The following is a 15,556-nucleotide window of genomic DNA, read 5'->3' on the forward strand; positions in this document are numbered from 1 at the left end:
GAAGAAGAGGAGATCGAAACGTTCCTTCGCTGGCATGACCCAGATCAGGTTCGACGGTCGAAGGCTGCTGCCTTCCTCTCAGCCCGGTGCACCGGACTCCCGTGTTCGTCAGCAATCATAGACAGCATGTCGTGGTCGGTGGTGCTCGTCCTCGCCGCGGTCCTCGTGGTGCTCCTGCAGGTGCTGCTCTGGCGGCGCCGCTTCCGGATCCGCCGCGAGCTGCTCAGCTACGGCACGCGGGTGTCCGGTCGGGTGGTCGCGCAGGATCCGGCCCGCGGAGACGCTGCGGCGGCTCGCGATCTCGGTCGACTGCTCGTCGCCTACCGCCTCGTCGACGGCGAGGAGCGGCACCTGGTGAAGACCCCGCAGCGGCGGGGCGACGCCTGGATGGCGGGCGAGCCGGTCGCGGTCATCTACGACCCGCAGCGGCCGAACGACGCCGAGCGGCTGATCGTCGGCTTCGGCCGGACGAAGAAGACCTGGTTCACGGCGCGGCCCCAGCGCTGAGGCCGCGCCCGGGCCGCTACTTCTTGAGTGCGCGGATGATCCGCGCGAGCGCCTTGCCGGACACCCAGACCAGCGGGACGCCGACGGCGAGCACCGAGACGATGTTCGGCTGGAAGCGCAGTCCCAGGTCGTCCTTGATGTAGGCGCCGATCGGCACCACGGCACCGCCGCCGCCGCCTCCGCCGCCCTCCTGGCCGTCCTCGGAGCCGCTGCCGCCGCCGAAGCCGAACCAGCGGAGCGAGACAGGGACGAGCGAGACGCCGTCGACCTCGATCGGGTCTCCGTAGCTCGTCGCGGCACCCGCGGAGGTCACTTTGTCGGCCAGGGAGACAGCGATGTTGGGCATGGCCCGACGCTACTCCGCGGGCCGAACGGGCGACAAGCGGCGCACCGGCGCGCACAGGACTCCCCCACCTCCTCCCCGAGGTCTGCTGCGATGATCGTCGGATGCCGTCCCGCCCGCGCCGCCGCCGACCAGGTCGCGCCGCGACCGTCGCGGTCGCGAGCCTGCTGCTGGCGGCGTTCCTCGCCTTCCACCGCGTGCTGTGGGACGCGGCCGGCTGGCTGTCGGTGGTCGAGACCGCGATCCCGTGGTCCGGACTCGCGGTGCTCCTCCTCGTGGCCGCCGCGGTCGCCCTGCGCTCGCGCGGTGCCGGAGCAGCGGTGACCGTGCTCGTGATGGTCTACGGCGTGCTCGTGCTCCCGGTGGCGCTCCCCGCACCGGCGGTCCGCTCCGGATCGTTCACCGTGATCAGCCAGAACCTCGGCACCGGCGACGACGCCGGAGCGCTGGCGGCGGAGCTGGCGGCGAGGGAGCCGGACGTGCTCGCCTTCCAGGAGCTGGCCGGCGAGGATCGCGAGGCGGTCGACGCGGAGCTCTCGGACGCGTACCCGCACTCGTACGTGGTCGGCACCGTCGGGCTGTGGAGCCGCACCGAGCTCTCGAACGGCGAGCCGCTCGACCTCGGCCTGGACTGGAACCGCGCCCTCGCGGTCGACGTCGACACCCCGCTCGGGGCGACGCGGCTCTTCGTGGTGCACCTCGCCTCGTTCCGCCTCGGCGATCACGCCGAGCGCGACACGATGCTGGGCGGCCTCGCCTCGACGCTCGCGGACGACGCGTCGGACCGCACGCTCGTGGTCGGCGACTTCAACACCGCGACGGACGACCACCTGCTCGCGCCGGTCCTCGACCAGGCGGCGCTGGTCCGCACCTCCGGAATCGGCTTCCCGGCGACCTGGCCGGCTCTGCTGCCGCTGGTGTCCCTCGACCACGCGCTGGCGGACGGTGTGCCCGCCGCGACCCTCGAGGTCCTGCCGCCGAACGGCTCGGACCACCGGCCGATCAGTCTGACGATCGGTTCCGCGTAGCGAGGGTGTCGCTGATGTCGATGCCCTTGGCCGACTCCGGGGCGGAGCGCGAGAGCAGCGAGGCCGGCCGGACGGCGCCGGTGCCGAAGCGCGCCGAGACGCCGTCGACCGCGAGCTCGGCGTCGCGCCAGTCGTCCGAGTCGCTCCAGAGCGAGAAGGCGACGTCGTCGCCCTCGACGAGCTGCTCGCCGCGGACGCCGATCAGGCGCACGGGCCGGCGCAGCGGGTTGGCCGCCTCGAGCAGCGCGGACGACGCGTCGTAGAGCACGCGCGCCACGTCCGTCGCCTCGGGCAGCGTCCGCGAGCGCGTCAGTGTGCTGAAGTCGCCGAAGCGGACCTTGACGGCGACGGTGCGGCAGCGCACGCCGGAGCGGCGCATCCGCACGGCGACCTTGTCGCAGAGGCGCAGCAGCTCGCGGCGGACCAGCTCGGGGTCGGCGACGTCGTCCGCGAAGGTGATCTCGTGGCCGGCGCTCTTCTCGATCTGCCGGGTGTCGACCGGGCGAGGATCGACGCCGTTGGACAGCGCGTGCAGGCGGCGCCCGGTGGCCTCGCCGAGGGCCGAGACGAGGGAGGCGAGCGGCGTGGTCGCCACATCGGCGACGGTCCGCAGGCCCCGGCGCACCAGCGCCTCCTCCGTGCTGGCGCCGACGCCCCAGAGCGCGCTCACCGGCAGCGGGTCGAGGAAGGCCTGCACCCCGTCGGACGGCACGACGAGCAGGCCGTCGGGCTTGGAGCGGCCGGAGGCGAGCTTGGCGACGAACTTGGTGCTGGCGATGCCGACGGAGCAGGTGAGACCGAGCTCGTCGTGCACCCTCCGGCGGATCTCGGTGCCGATGGCCCAGGGCGAACCGGAGATCCGCCGCGCACCGGCGACGTCGAGGAACGCCTCGTCGATGCTGAGCCGCTCGACGAGCGGGGTGAAGGAGTCGAAGATCGCCATCACCCGGCGCGAGGCCTCGCGGTAGCGGTCCATGTGCGGCTCGAGGATGATCGCGTGCGGGCAGCGGCGGAGGGCGACGGCCATCGGCATGGCCGAGTTGATGCCGTACTTGCGCGCCTCGTAGGTGGCGGCGGTGACCACCGAGCGCGAGCCGATGTGCCCGACGACGACCGGCTTGCCGCGCAGATCCGGGTGCTCGAGCAGCTCGACGGAGGCGAAGAACGCGTCCATGTCGACGTGCAGGATGCTCGCGCGCGGGTCGTCGAAGGGCTCGATGGTGACCTGCCGCCCGCTGCCGTCCTGCTTGCTCACGTTCCGCCCTGCTCGAGTGGCGCACCGCTCCCCGGACGGCGGTGCTTCCGAGGATCATGGTCGCACGCACCACCGACACCGGGCCGCCCTCGCGCGGACCCGCCCCGGTGGGAATGGCGGCGCCGCTCAGGCGGTTGACCCGAGCACCCACGATCACTCCATCGGAGAAGACATGACGCACGAGCACGAGCCCGCCTCCCCCGACTCCGACCTGAGCCTCTGGCTCGACCTGCAGGCCCGCGCCCACGCCGCGTTCGAGATCCGCCTCGACGCGGTGGTCGACTGGACGGCGCCGACCCCCGACACCGAGTGGGACACGCGCGCGCTCGTTCTGCACGTCGTCCGCGAGCAGCAGCGGGCGCACACGCTCCTCTCCGGCGGCGACGAGTCGCCGATCCGCCTCGAGCCCGTCGCCGCCGATCTGCGGAGCGAGTGGACTCGCGTCACGACCCTGCTGCGCGCGGTGTCCCGCGAGGTCGACCCCGCCGCGGAGCTCCGCCTCGGCCGCGACACCGTCACCGCCCTGGAACTGCTGCAGGAGCAGGTCGCCGACATCACCGTGCACACCTGGGATCTCGCGCGGGCCACCGGCAGCGAGGAGGCGATGGAGGAGGGCCTCATCGCCGCCGTGTGGGAGCTCTTCGCCCCGCAGGAGGAGACGCTGCGCGCGAGCGGGCTGTTCGCGGCGCCCGTGCCGATCGACGCCACCGCGCCGCTGCAGAGCCGGCTGCTGGCGGTCACCGGGCGCGACGACCGCCTCGCCGCCTGAGCCGCGGCGCCTGAGCGGCGCCGCACGAGCCGCACCACCTGAGAACGACCCCAGGCTGCCGACGGCAGGATGGGGAGGTCCGCGCCCACCGCGCGGACGGCACCAGGGGCCCAGCGCCCCGACGAGGAAGGGACACCCATGACACGCGTCGCCGTCATCGGAGCACACGGCAAGGTCGGCCAGCAGATCCTCCATCTGCTCTACGACGCCGGACACGAAGCGGTCGGAGTCGTCCGCAACCCCGACCACTCGGAGGACATCGTCCGCCTCGGCGGCGAGCCGCTCGTCCACGACCTCGAGCACTCGACCGCCGAGGACTTCGCCGGGCGGCTGGAGGGCGTGGACGCCCTCGTCTTCACCGCCGGCGCCGGACCCGACTCGGGTCCCGAGCGCAAGCGCACCGTCGACCTGGGCGCCTCCGTCCTCAGCCAGGAAGCGGCCGCGATCGCCGGCATCCGCCGCTTCGTGCAGATCAGCGCGATCGGCGTGGACGCCCCGCTCGACGACGACACCGAGGAGGGCTGGCGCGCCTACGTCGAGGCCAAGCGCGACGCCGACACGGCGCTGCGCGGCACCGACCTCGACTGGACGATCCTCCGCCCGGGTGGTCTGACCAACGACGAGGGCACCGGCCGGATCGAGCTCGGCGAGAGCGTCGAGCGGGGCAGCATCCCGCGCGAGGACGTCGCCGCCACCGTGATCGCGGTGCTCGCCGATCCCTCCTCGATCGGAAAGACCTGGGAGATCGTCTCGGGCGACGTCGCCATCGAGGACGCGGTCGCGAAGGGCGCCTGAGCGCTCACCGGCCCGTCGGGCGCCGGGAGCCCTGCACCTAGAGTGGGGCGGGTGAGCACTCACCCGCCCCGCCCCTGGATCCGCAGCTACGCCGAGGGAGTGCCGGAGGAGCTGGAGCTCCCGACCGGCTCGCTCGTCGACATCGTCACCGAGTCCGCGCGGCTCTATCCGCACCAGGTCGCGCTCGAGTTCTTCGGCCGCTCGACCAGCTACGCCCAGCTCGCGGACGACGTGGAGAAGGCCGCGGAGGGCCTGCGCCGGCTCGGCGTGCGTTCCGGCGACCCGGTCGCTCTGATCCTGCCGAACTGCCCGCAGCACGTGGTCGCCTTCTACGCGGTCCTGCGTCTCGGCGCGGTCGTCGTCGAGCACAACCCGCTCTACACGCCGCGTGAGCTGCGGCACCAGTTCGAGGACCACGGCGCGCGGGTCGCGATCGCCTGGGACCGCGTGGTGCCGCTCGTCCAGGACCTCCCCGAGGACCTCGGCGTCGAGACGATCGTCTCCGTCGACCTGACCCGGGCGATGCCCGCGCCGATGCGCGCGGCCCTCCGGCTGCCGATCCGCAAGGCACGCGAGTCGCGCGCCGCGCTGACCGGGAAGGTCCGCGGCGCGATCGAGTGGGACTCGCTGCTGCGCCGCCGGCTCGACCCGGCGCACCCGCGGCCGACGGCGGAGGACCTCGCGGTCATCCAGTACACCAGCGGCACGACCGGCGCCCCGAAGGGCGCGGAGCTGACGCACCTGAACCTCACGGCCAACGCCGCGCAGTCCCGCGCCTGGGTGCCGACGGTCCGTCGCGGCGACTGCGTCGTCTACGCGGTCCTGCCGATGTTCCACGCTTACGGGCTGACCCTCTGCCTCACCTTCGCGATGAGCATGGGCGCGCGGCTCGTGCTCTTCCCCAAGTTCGATCCGGACCTCGTCCTCAAGGTCGTCCGGAAGCACCCGGCGACGTTCCTGCCCGCGGTCCCGCCGATCGCCGAGCGGCTCGCCCTCCGTGCGAAGGAGAAGGGCGTCTCGCTGCAGGGCATCGAGATCGCGATCTCAGGCGCGATGCCGCTCGACCCGGACCTGGTCGAGTCGTTCGAGGCGCTGACCGGCGGCACGCTCGTCGAGGGCTACGGGCTCTCGGAGACCTCGCCCGTGCTGATGGCGAACCCGGTCAGCACCGCGCGCCGGGCCGGGACCGTCGGGCTGCCGCTGCCGGGGACGGACGTGCGGATCGTCGATCCTGAGGACCCGGAGACCGAGGTCGAGGCCGGCGGCCAGGGCGAGCTCGTCGTCCGCGGCCCGCAGGTGTTCCGCGGCTACCACCGCAAGCCTGACGAGACCGCGGCCGTGTTCACCGCCGAGGGCTGGTTCCGCACCGGCGACATCGCGACGATCGACGAGGACGGCTTTGTCACCATCGTCGACCGGATCAAGGAGCTGATCATCACCGGCGGCTTCAACGTCTCGCCGTCGGAGGTCGAGGAGGTGCTCCGCCGGCTGCCCGCCGTCCGCGACGTGGCCGTCGTCGGCCTGCCGGACGCCCGCAGCGGCGAGCAGGTCGCTGCCGCGGTCGTCCTCGAGCCGGGTGCCCACCTCGATCAGGAGGAGGCGCGCCGCACCGTGCGCGAGGCGCTCACGCCCTACAAGATGCCCAAGCGGATCGTCGTCGTCGACGAGCTGCCGCGGAGCATGATCGGGAAGGTGCTGCGCCGCGAGGTGAAGGCGCTGCTGCTCGAGGAGTCCTGAGGCCGGGCGGTCCTTCGCCGGCCTCAGGACTCGCGGGGGTCAGAAGTCGAAGCCTCCGCCGAAGTCGCCGCCCCCGAAGTCGCCGCCTCCGCCGATGTCGCCGCCTCCGCCGAAGTCGCCTCCGCCGTAGTCGCCTCCGCCATAGTCGCCTCCGCCGTAGTCGCCTCCCGCGTCGCCGGCACCGGCGTCGCCGCCGTCCGCTCCCGCGTCTCCGCCGTCTGCACCGTCGGCACCCTCGGCCTGGACCGACTCGCCGACCCCGTCGGGGATGAACGCGTCGGCGATGGCCGAGCCGATCACGAATCCGGCGATGGTGCCGAGCATCGACGAGGCGAGCACGCCGCCGAAGCCCATGCCGCCGGCACCGCCGCCGGAGAAGCGCCGCTCCATGAAGCCGGGCTGGCGCAGCTCGCTGCGGGTCGCGGACTGGGCGAGCGACTGCGCGTCGTCGGCGCGCGGGGCGTCGCCCGCGGGCGCACCCTCGCTGAGCTCGCGGAAGACCTGCTGGCGCTGCTCGGGCGTGAGCTGCTCGAACGCCTCGCGGTGCACCTGCTCGATCGCTTCGGGCGGCGCGGTGCGGAGGAGGTAGCGGTAGCGCTCGATCGCGATCTCGTCCTTGCTGCGCGCGGACTGCGCGGGAGGGGTGCCGTAGGACGGGGTGTCGGCGCGGCGCTCCGCGGCCGCAGGGGCCGGGTAGCCGGCGGCGGGGCGGCGCTCCTCGGGTCGCTCTTCGCGTCCCAGCAGTCGGTCCAGGAATCCCATGATCTCCTCCTCGGCGCGGCAAGATGCGCACGCACAGCGCAACGCTATGCCTCCCTCCGCAGGGATCGCTGAGGGTTCACTCAGAGCGAGCCCAGCGTCGGTCGTCAGCCGTCGACGGAGACAGGAGAGGTGGCGCGAAGCGCCACTCCGTCTCCCTGCTGATCGAGTAGGCCGCGGAGCGGGCGTACCGAGATCCACCAGCGTCAGAAGACGAGTCTGCAGACCCGCCCTGCTGACGACGGCGGGTCTCGATACGCCCCTCCGGGGCTACTCGACCAGCAGGAGGGCGCCGCCTCAGATGAAGGCCCGCGTTTCATGCTGATCGAGTAGCCCGCACAGCGGGCGTATCGAGATCCACCAGCGTCAGAAGACGAGTCTGCAGACCCGCCCTGCTGATGACGGCGGGTCTCGATACGCCCCTCCGGGGCTACTCGACCAGCATGACGGCGCGGCTCGCGGAACGCGAGACCTCCGCGGGGGTCAGGCGGACTCGCGGAGGACGAGCTGGTGGCGGACGGTGCGGTGCACCGACGGGCCGCCCTTCGGGAGCTCGCCGGCGATCATGGCGACGGCGAGGTCGAGGGCGTGCCGGGCGAGCTCGTCGAGGTCGACGGCGAGGGTCGTCAGCGTCGGGGCGAGCAGCCGCCCGATCGAGAGGCCGTCGATGCCGACCACCCGGACGTCGCCGGGCACGTCCACGCCCGCGCGGCGGCAGGCGGAGAGCACGCCGAGCGCGCAGAGGTCGTTGAAGGCGACGATCGCATCCGCGACCCGCGGCCGCGCGACGATCCGCTCGGTCGCCTCCGCCGCGGCCTGCGCGGTCGGGCCGTCCGCGCGGACGACCGAGGCCTCGAGCCCGTGCGCGGCGAAGGCGCCCAGCAGGAGCTCCGCCCGCGGGCTCGGCCGCGCGTCCCGCGACACGTCGACGACCACCGGACGCCGCACCCCCACCTCGGCCAGGTGCTCGGCCAGCGCCCCGACCGCGTCGGAATGGTCGAGCAGCACCGCGCCCCTCAGCGGGTCCCCGGTCGGATCGAGCTCGACGACCGGCACGGAGCCGAGCCGCTCGATCCACTCGGCAGCCCGATCGCCGAAGGTGCCGATCACGGCGTCCGTCTGCGCGCCGAGCGCCTGGATCATCCGGTCGGAGTCGGCGGCGAGGCCGACGTCCGCGAGCGAGACGTTCCAGCCCCGCGCCGCGGCGACCCGGACGACGGCGGAGGCGAGCTCCGGCGACCACGGGTTCCGCAGGTCGTCGACGACGAGCCCGAGCTGGTGCTCGCCACCCGTCACCAGGCCGCGGCCGAAGCGCGACGGCCGGTAGGACAGCTGCTCCGCCGCCTCGAGGACCCGCTGCTTCGTCTCCTCGCTGATGCCCGGCATGCCGTTCATCGCCCGGGTGACGGTCTGGCGGGAGACCCCGGCGGCCGCGGCGACGTCGTGAATCGTCGCGCGACCGCCGGCCTCGGCACCGCTCAGGCGCGGAGGTCGAGCCACGCCGTCTGCTCCGGAGTCAGCTCGATCGACAGGCCGCGCATCGACGAGCGCAGCTCGGTGATCGTGCGCGGTCCGAAGAGCGGGAAGGTCGGGAACGGCTGCGCGAGCACGTAGGCCAGGGCGATCGCCGTCGCTCCGACGCCGTGCTCGGCCGCCAGCTGCTCGGCCCGGCGGAGCCGCTCGAAGTTGTCCGGCCCGTAGTAGCAGCGCACCAGCTCGGCGTCGCTGGTGTCGTCCGGTCGGGCGCGGCCGGTGAAGAAGCCGCGGGCCTGCGAGGACCACGGCAGCAGCGGGATCTGCCGCTCGACCAGCCACTCCTTCGAGGCCCGGTCGGTGACGTGCACGCAGCCGTCCCACGGCACGTCGTACGCCTCGGCCAGGCCGAAGTGGTTGCTCAGCGCCTGGAAGCCGGCCCGGCCGTTGGCCCGGGCGTACTCCTGCGCCTCGTCGAAGCGCGCGGGCGTCCAGTTCGAGACGCCGTAGGCGCGGATCCGCCCGGCGCGCTGGTGCTCGTCCATCACGTCGACGAACTCGCCCACCGGCACCTCGAGGTTGTCGCGGTGCATCAGGTAGATGTCGGCGTAGTCGGTGCCCTGGCGCTCGAGGCTCTCGAGCAGCTGGCGGGTGAGCGACTCCGGGTCGCAGTACGGGGTGTGCGCGCCCTTGGTGATCACGACGACGTCCTCGCGGATGCCGCGGTTCCGGATCCACTGCCCGAGACGGCCCTCGAGCACGCCGCCGCCGTAGATGTAGCCGGTGTCGAAGGCGGTGCCGCCCTGCTCGACGAAGGCGTCGAAGATCGCCGAGGCGTGCGCGAGGTCGGGCTGGTTGTCGACGCCCATCACGAGCCGCGACATCCGCTTGCCGACGCCGGGGATCTCACCGGAGAGCATCGGGGCGTCCGCCGCGATGCGGAGCGGCCGACCGGAGACGGTGGGGATATCCGCGGTCTCGGCCTCGAACGGGAAGCGCAGGCCGACCGCGGAGCGCCAGCGGTCGAGCGTGCGTGCGGTCGCGAGCGTCTCGTCGAGGGTCATCTGCGGCACCTCGACAGCGCCGGCGGCCAGGGCGTCGGTCGTCGCGTCCGCCTCGAGCGCGTAGGGGCTCTCCCCCTCGAAGGCCACGAGGCGGGGCTCCTCGCCCACGACGCTGATCTCGATGCCCGTCTCCGCGGCGCCGAACCACGGGTCGGCCACGTGCAGACGGCCGCGAGTGCCGTGGACGGTCAGGGCGTTCACGTCGTCCAGGGCCACTCCGGTGCGGAGGGTCGCGGTGATGCCGCCGCGGTAGGTCGCGCGGGCGACGCTCCACTCGTCGACGCCGGTCGGGCCGAGCGTGCCCTGCGCGTCGAACTCGACGGGCTCGGCGACCGCGACGCCGGTCGCGGCCTGGACCACGGCCGCCGCGGCGGTGACGGTGTAGCCGCCGACGTCGAGGATGCCGCCGCCGGCCGTCGCGACGTCGTACAGCCGGCCCTCGCGGGCGCCGGTGCGGAAGGAGAAGGAGGCGTCGATGTGCACGACGTCGCCGATCACGCCGTCGCGGACGAGGTCGAGCAGCGCGGCGGTCTGCGGGTGGAAGCGGTACATGTACGCCTCCACCAGCGGCAGCCCGGCGCTGCGGGCGGCGTCGACCAGGGCCATCGCGGTGCCGTGATTGACGGCGAGCGGCTTCTCGCAGAGCACGGCCTTGCCGGCCTCGAGCGCCTGGAGGACGAGCGCCGCGTGGCCGGTGTGCACCGTGGAGATGTAGACGGCGCTGACCTGCGGATCGGCGAGGACCGCGGCGTAGTCGCCGGCGGTCGCGTCCAAGAAGCCGTGCTCGACGGCCTCGGCGGCGAAGGCGGCGGCGCGCCCCTGATCGGAGCTGCCCGCCGCGACGAGCCGGGCCCCGCGGCTGCTCGCCGGGAGCTGGGAGAGGAACCGGCGCGCGATGCTGCCGGGGCCGAGCACCGCCCAGCCCGGTGCGGTGGCGGTGGTCGTGGTCGTGGTCGTGGTGGAGTCGGTCATGCGTGGCCCTTTCGCGGCGTCGTCGACGTGAACGTTCACGCATCACGGTAGAGCGGCACGAGGGGTCGGGTCAAGCGTGGAGCGGTACGTCGCCGTGAACGTTCACCACGTGAAGAGAGACGCTCCCCCGCCACCGCTCCCGAGGGAGGCCGACTGACGGAGGAGCGCCGGGATCACTTCTGCTTCGGGACGACCACCCACACCACGAGGTACGCGATGATCTGCGGCCCGGGGAGCAGGCAGGAGAGCACGAAGAGCAGCCGGACCAGGAAGGGGCTCCAGCCGAAGCGGTTAGCGAGGCCGGCGCAGACGCCGGCGATGATCTTGCCCCGACGGGGGCGCACGAGAGTAGCCATGCCTCCACTCTGACGCAGGGCCGCTGAGTGGAGCATCAGGGGAACCCCCCGAACCGGCCTAGGGTGCGCCGTCCGGCCGCTCGGAGGCGATCCGCCGCGAGAAGCCCGCGGCGACGGTCGCATCCTCCTCCGGCCAGACCAGGCGGAAGCGCTCGAAGACGACGGTGCCGATGCCGCCCGGTGACTCGCGCTCGAAGTAGCGCCGGTGCCCGGCGAGCCAGGACTCCCGCGAGCGGTCGTTCTCGCCCTCGTCCCAGGCGAAGGCGTCGTCCACGCTGTCGAGGGGACCGAGACGGATCTCGACGGTCCGCAGCACGACGCGGGCGACACCGGCGCCGTCGCAGACGATCCAGTGGTCGCCGACGCGGGGCACGGGCTCGTCGCCGACGAGCGAGGCCGTCGCGGTCTTGACGCCGCGCCGCACCAGGGCGAGCAGCTCGTCGGCGAGCTCGACCGAGTCGCCGAAGGACTCGACGAGGGGCAGTTCCTCGGGCACGCCCGGCTCATGCACCCGGTAGGCGGCCCAGAGCGCTTCCGCCGCCGCGTGGTCCGGCTCGGGCAGCGGGGTGCGCGCCGGAGTGTCGGGGAGCAGCGGGAGCAGGTTGGCCCCGGCGAGGGCGGCCGGCTCCTCGGGGTGGTTGTCGGGGGTCTCGACGCGCTCGAACGGCCAGCGCTGCAGCAGCCAGCGTCGCGCGTAGGCGTCGAGCTCCTCCTCGAGGCGGGACCCGACGAGGCTCGGCACCACCCACCAGGACGCTTCGCCGTGGTCGTCGCCGACGGGCAGGACGCTCAGGGCACCGAGGACCTCGGTCCAGTCCGCGCCGACGAGGAGGTAGGCGAAGAGGCGCCGCTCGCGCGCGGCGGTCTCGAGCCGCCGGAGCGCGCGCAGGTCGTCACCCGGGGAAGCGGAGGGCAGGCCGCTCGGGTCGCCCTCGGGCAGCAGCGCGGCGAGCCAGCCGCGGCGCTGCCCGATCACCGGGTGCAGCAGATCCGCGTCACTCGTCACGAGCGGGCGGAGGAACGCCCCGCCCGGCAGATCGAGCCGAGCGGGGACGGACGCGTCGCCGGGCAGGGTGCTCACGCCGCCGTCCGTTCCCCGCGCATCGACTCAGCCGGCCGCGCGCTCGAGGACGAGCTCGCGGACGCGGGCCGCGTCGGCCTGGCCCTTCATCGCCTTCATCACCGCGCCGATGACCGCGCCGGCGGCCTGGACCTTGCCGTCCCGGATCTTCGCGAGCACGTCGGGCTGCGAGGCCAGGGCGGCGTCGATCGCCTCGATGAGGGCGCCGTCGTCCGAGACGACCGCGAGCCCGCGGGCGTCGACGACCTCCTGCGGGGTGCCCTCGCCGGCGATGACGCCCTGGAGCACCTCGCGGGCGAGCCGGTCGGTGAGGGTGCCGGCGTCGATCAACCTCGCGAGCTCGGCGACCTGCTCGGGCGACACCAGCTCGGCCGGATCCTGCCCCGCCGCGTTGGCGAGCCGGGCGACCTCGCCGGTCCACCACTTGCGAGCGGCCTGCGGCGAGGCGCCGGCGGCGACGGTCTCGCTGATCTCGACCAGGAGACCGCTGTTCGCGACGTCCTGGAACTCGAGGTCCGTGAAGCCCCAGTCGGCCTTCAGCCGGCGGCGGCGGGCGGCGGGCTTCTCGGGCAGCGCGGCGCGCAGCTCCTCGATCAGCTCGGGGCTCGGCACCACGGGCAGCAGATCGGGCTCGGGGAAGTAGCGGTAGTCGTCGGCGTCGCTCTTCGGGCGCCCGGCCGAGGTGCGGCCGGTGTCCTCGTGCCAGTGCCGCGTCTCCTGGGTGATCGTGCCGCCGGCGGCGAGGATCGCGCCCTGGCGCTGGATCTCGTAGCGCACGGCGCGCTCGACCGAGCGGAGCGAGTTGACGTTCTTGGTCTCGGTGCGGGTGCCGAGCTTCTCCTGGCCGATCGGCTTGAGCGAGACGTTCGCGTCGCAGCGGAGGTTGCCGCGCTCCATCTTCGCGTCGGAGATGCCGAGCGCGAGGACGATGTCGCGGATGGTGGCGACGTAGGCCTTCGCGTACTCCGGAGCGCTCTTGCCCGCGCCGTGGATCGGCTTCGTGACGATCTCGACCAGCGGGACGCCGGCGCGGTTGTAGTCGACCAGCGAGTACTCCGCGCCCTGGATGCGGCCGGTGGAGCCGCCGACGTGGGTCAGCTTGCCCGCGTCCTCCTCCATGTGCGCGCGCTCGATCGGGATGTGCACGACGCTGCCGTCGGCGAGCTCGACCTCCACCGAGCCCTCGAACGCGATCGGCTCGTCGAACTGCGAGATCTGGTAGTTCTTCGCCATGTCCGGGTAGAAGTAGTTCTTCCGGGCGAAGCGGCTGGACGGCGCGATCGAGCAGCCGAGCGCGAGGCCGAGGCTGATCGAGTAGCGGACGGCCTGCTCGTTGACGACCGGCAGCGAGCCGGGCAGGCCCAGGCACACGGGCGTCGTGTTCGTGTTCGGCTCGGAGCCGGCGATGTTCGGGGCGTCCGAGAACATCTTCGTCTTCGTGTTGAGCTCGATGTGCACCTCGAAGCCGAGGACCGGCTCGAAGCGCTCGAAGACCTCGTCGTAGTCCATCAGCTCGGGGGCGGACGCGTGCGCGGAGGCCATCAGACGGCACCTTCCTGGGGGGCGGAGAGCTGGGCGGCGGCGAGATCGGGCGCCTGCGAGAGCAGCGGGTGGCCCCACTGCTCCTCCAGGAGCGCCTCGAGCGCGCCGCCGACGGTGTAGAGCCGGACGTCCTGGCGGGCGGGGGCCAGGAACTGTACGCCGACCGGGAGGCCGTCCTCGTCGGCGAGACCGGCGGGGACCGAGATGCCGGGGATGCCGGCCAGGTTCGCCGGGATCGTGGCGATGTCGCCGCGGTACATCGCCAGCGGGTCGTCGAGCTTCTCGCCGAGCCGGTAGGCGGTGGTCGGCGCGGTCGGCGAGGCGATCACGTCGACCGAGGCGAAGGCGGCGTCGAAGTCGCGCTGGACCAGGGTCCGCACCTTCTGCGCGCTGCCGTAGTAGGCGTCGTAGTAGCCGGCCGAGAGCGCGTAGGTGCCGAGGATGATCCGGCGCTTCACCTCGGGGCCGAAGCCCTGCTCGCGGGTCGCGGCCATGACCTGCTCGACGGTGCCGCCGCCCTGCGGGGTGACCCGCAGGCCGAAGCGGACGGAGTCGAACTTCGCGAGATTGCTCGACGCCTCCGCGGGGAGGATCAGGTAGTAGGCCGCGACGGCGTGCTCGATGCTCGGCGCGCTGACCTCGACGATCTCGGCGCCGGCCTTCTCGAGCACCGCGAGGGCCTCGTGGAAGCGGGCGAGGACACCGGGCTGGAAGCCCTCTCCCCCGTCGAGCTCCTTGAGCACGCCGATCCGCAGGCCCTTCACGTCGGCGCGGCGGACCGCGTCGGCGAAGGAGGGCCACTCGTCGCGGAGCGAGGTCGAGTCGCGCGGGTCGTGCCCGGCGATGACGTCGTGCAGCAGCGCCGAGTCCAGGACCGTGCGCGAGACCGGGCCGATCTGGTCGAGGCTCGAGGCCAGGGCGACGGCGCCGTAGCGGGAGACCCCGCCGTAGGTCGGCTTGACGCCGACGGTGCCGGTGACGTGCGCGGGCTGGCGGATCGAGCCGCCGGTGTCCGAGCCGAGGGCCAGCGGCGCCTCGTAGCTCGCGACGGCCGCGGCCGAGCCGCCGCCGGAGCCGCCGGGGATGCGGTCGAGGTCCCACGGGTTGTGGGTGGGGCCGTAGGCGGAGCGCTCGGTGGTCGAGCCCATCGCGAACTCGTCCATGTTGGTCTTGCCGATCGGCACGAGGCCGGCCGCGCGGACCTTCTGCATGACGGTCGCGTCGTAGGGCGGGCGCCAGCCCTCGAGGATGCGCGATCCCGCGGTGGTCGGCATGTCGTTCGTGACGATGACGTCCTTGACCGCGAGCGGGACCCCGGCGAGCGGGTGCAGCGACTCGCCCTCGGCGCGGCGGCGGTCGATCGCGTCGGCCGTCGCGGTCGCGGCGTCGCCCGCGACGTGCAGGAAGGCGTGGACCGCGCCGTCGACCGCGGCGATGCGGTCGAGGTGCGCCTGCGTCGCCTCGCGCGAGGAGACGGAGCCGTCGGCGAGGCGCGAGGCGAGGGCGGAGGCGCTGAGGCGGACGAGCTCGTCGCCGTGGGCGCTCACTGCTCCTCCCCCAGGATCGCGGAGACCTGGAAGCGGCTGCCGTCGTGCTCGGGAGCACCGGAGAGCGCCTGCTCGAGGGTCAGCGTCTCGCCCACGACGTCGGGGCGGAACACGTTCTCGAGCGGGATGGGGTGGCTGGTGGCCGGGACGTCGGGGGTGGCGACGGCCTGGATCGCCGTCACCGAGTCGACGATCTGACCGAGCTCCCGGGTGAGGTTCTCGATCTCCTCGGTGGTGAGGTCGATCCTGGCCAGCGAGGCCAGATGGGCGACCGTGTCGGCCGTGATCTCGGACATGCGTCTCCGTCGGGTGGTTCGTGGGAATCGGC

At 73.3% G+C, this 15,556-nt stretch carries 15 protein-coding genes and 1 riboswitch; of the genes, 5 read left to right on the plus strand and 10 right to left on the minus strand.

What is annotated here, in order from left to right; genetic code table 11:
• Nucleotides 1–4: 4 nt before the first annotated feature.
• A riboswitch (TPP riboswitch) is annotated at nucleotides 5–112 on the minus strand.
• 14 nt (nucleotides 113–126) lie between these two features.
• A complete protein-coding gene (locus tag MT353_RS12200; protein WP_243624625.1) occupies nucleotides 127–507 on the plus strand; it encodes a DUF3592 domain-containing protein in 381 nt (126 codons plus the stop codon).
• A gap of 16 nt (nucleotides 508–523) precedes the next feature.
• Here MT353_RS12200 and MT353_RS12205 read toward each other — a convergent pair whose 3' ends face one another.
• On the minus strand, nucleotides 524–853 hold the full coding sequence (locus tag MT353_RS12205) for a hypothetical protein (RefSeq protein ID WP_123445768.1): 330 nt from the start codon (nucleotides 851–853) through the stop codon (nucleotides 524–526).
• Between the two features lie 101 nt (nucleotides 854–954).
• Here MT353_RS12205 and MT353_RS12210 point away from each other — a divergent pair, with 101 nt between their 5' ends.
• Nucleotides 955–1,878 (plus strand): endonuclease/exonuclease/phosphatase family protein, encoded by a 924-nt coding sequence (locus MT353_RS12210; RefSeq protein WP_127886438.1) that lies wholly within the window; start codon nucleotides 955–957, stop codon nucleotides 1,876–1,878.
• Here the strand turns inward: MT353_RS12210 and dinB are convergent.
• Entirely contained in the window at nucleotides 1,853–3,133 is a 1,281-nt protein-coding gene (gene dinB, locus MT353_RS12215) for a DNA polymerase IV (RefSeq protein WP_243599142.1), read from the minus strand. The two genes, MT353_RS12210 and dinB, sit on opposite strands and share 26 nt — an antisense overlap.
• Nucleotides 3,134–3,305: 172 nt before the next feature.
• Between dinB and MT353_RS12220 the strand changes: the two genes are divergently transcribed.
• The 3 genes from MT353_RS12220 to MT353_RS12230 all read left to right on the plus strand — a co-directional run bounded on the left by MT353_RS12220 (nucleotide 3,306) and on the right by MT353_RS12230 (nucleotide 6,434).
• Entirely contained in the window at nucleotides 3,306–3,902 is a 597-nt protein-coding gene (locus MT353_RS12220; RefSeq protein WP_243624626.1) for a TIGR03086 family metal-binding protein, read from the plus strand.
• 138 nt (nucleotides 3,903–4,040) lie between these two features.
• Nucleotides 4,041–4,697, plus strand: coding sequence for an SDR family oxidoreductase (locus tag MT353_RS12225; protein ID WP_123732238.1), 657 nt, complete (start codon nucleotides 4,041–4,043; stop codon nucleotides 4,695–4,697).
• Between the two features lie 51 nt (nucleotides 4,698–4,748).
• A complete protein-coding gene (locus tag MT353_RS12230) occupies nucleotides 4,749–6,434 on the plus strand; it encodes a long-chain-fatty-acid--CoA ligase (protein WP_243624627.1) in 1,686 nt (561 codons plus the stop codon).
• 39 nt (nucleotides 6,435–6,473) lie between these two features.
• Here the strand turns inward: MT353_RS12230 and MT353_RS12235 are convergent, their stop codons facing one another.
• The 8 genes from MT353_RS12235 to gatC all read right to left on the minus strand — a co-directional run bounded on the left by MT353_RS12235 (nucleotide 6,474) and on the right by gatC (nucleotide 15,524).
• Nucleotides 6,474–7,196 carry a hypothetical protein gene (locus MT353_RS12235; RefSeq protein WP_243624628.1) on the minus strand — a complete coding sequence of 241 codons (723 nt, stop codon included), beginning with the start codon at nucleotides 7,194–7,196 and terminating at the stop codon, nucleotides 6,474–6,476.
• 480 nt (nucleotides 7,197–7,676) lie between these two features.
• On the minus strand, nucleotides 7,677–8,693 hold the full coding sequence (locus MT353_RS12240; protein ID WP_243624629.1) for a LacI family DNA-binding transcriptional regulator: 1,017 nt from the start codon (nucleotides 8,691–8,693) through the stop codon (nucleotides 7,677–7,679).
• On the minus strand, nucleotides 8,672–10,702 hold the full coding sequence (locus tag MT353_RS12245; protein ID WP_243624630.1) for an aldo/keto reductase: 2,031 nt from the start codon (nucleotides 10,700–10,702) through the stop codon (nucleotides 8,672–8,674). Before MT353_RS12245 ends, MT353_RS12240 begins: the two co-directional genes overlap by 22 nt.
• Before the next feature lie 173 nt (nucleotides 10,703–10,875).
• Entirely contained in the window at nucleotides 10,876–11,058 is a 183-nt protein-coding gene (locus tag MT353_RS12250) for a PspC domain-containing protein (protein WP_243624631.1), read from the minus strand.
• 58 nt (nucleotides 11,059–11,116) lie between these two features.
• Nucleotides 11,117–12,139 carry an ASCH domain-containing protein gene (locus MT353_RS12255; protein WP_243624632.1) on the minus strand — a complete coding sequence of 341 codons (1,023 nt, stop codon included), beginning with the start codon at nucleotides 12,137–12,139 and terminating at the stop codon, nucleotides 11,117–11,119.
• Between the two features lie 27 nt (nucleotides 12,140–12,166).
• Entirely contained in the window at nucleotides 12,167–13,681 is a 1,515-nt protein-coding gene (gene gatB, locus MT353_RS12260; RefSeq protein ID WP_243624633.1) for an Asp-tRNA(Asn)/Glu-tRNA(Gln) amidotransferase subunit GatB, read from the minus strand.
• On the minus strand, nucleotides 13,681–15,228 hold the full coding sequence (gene gatA / locus MT353_RS12265) for an Asp-tRNA(Asn)/Glu-tRNA(Gln) amidotransferase subunit GatA (RefSeq protein ID WP_132437853.1): 1,548 nt from the start codon (nucleotides 15,226–15,228) through the stop codon (nucleotides 13,681–13,683). The genes gatB and gatA overlap by 1 nt, the downstream gene beginning before the upstream one ends.
• Nucleotides 15,225–15,524: an Asp-tRNA(Asn)/Glu-tRNA(Gln) amidotransferase subunit GatC gene (gene gatC, locus MT353_RS12270; protein ID WP_123445757.1), complete on the minus strand. Its 300-nt coding sequence runs from the start codon at nucleotides 15,522–15,524 to the stop codon at nucleotides 15,225–15,227. Before gatC ends, gatA begins: the two co-directional genes overlap by 4 nt.
• Between the last annotated feature and the right edge of the window lie 32 nt (nucleotides 15,525–15,556).

The sequence above is a fragment of the Rathayibacter sp. VKM Ac-2927 genome (genome assembly GCF_022815525.1).
Taxonomy (GTDB): Bacteria; Actinomycetota; Actinomycetes; order Actinomycetales; family Microbacteriaceae; genus Rathayibacter; species Rathayibacter festucae.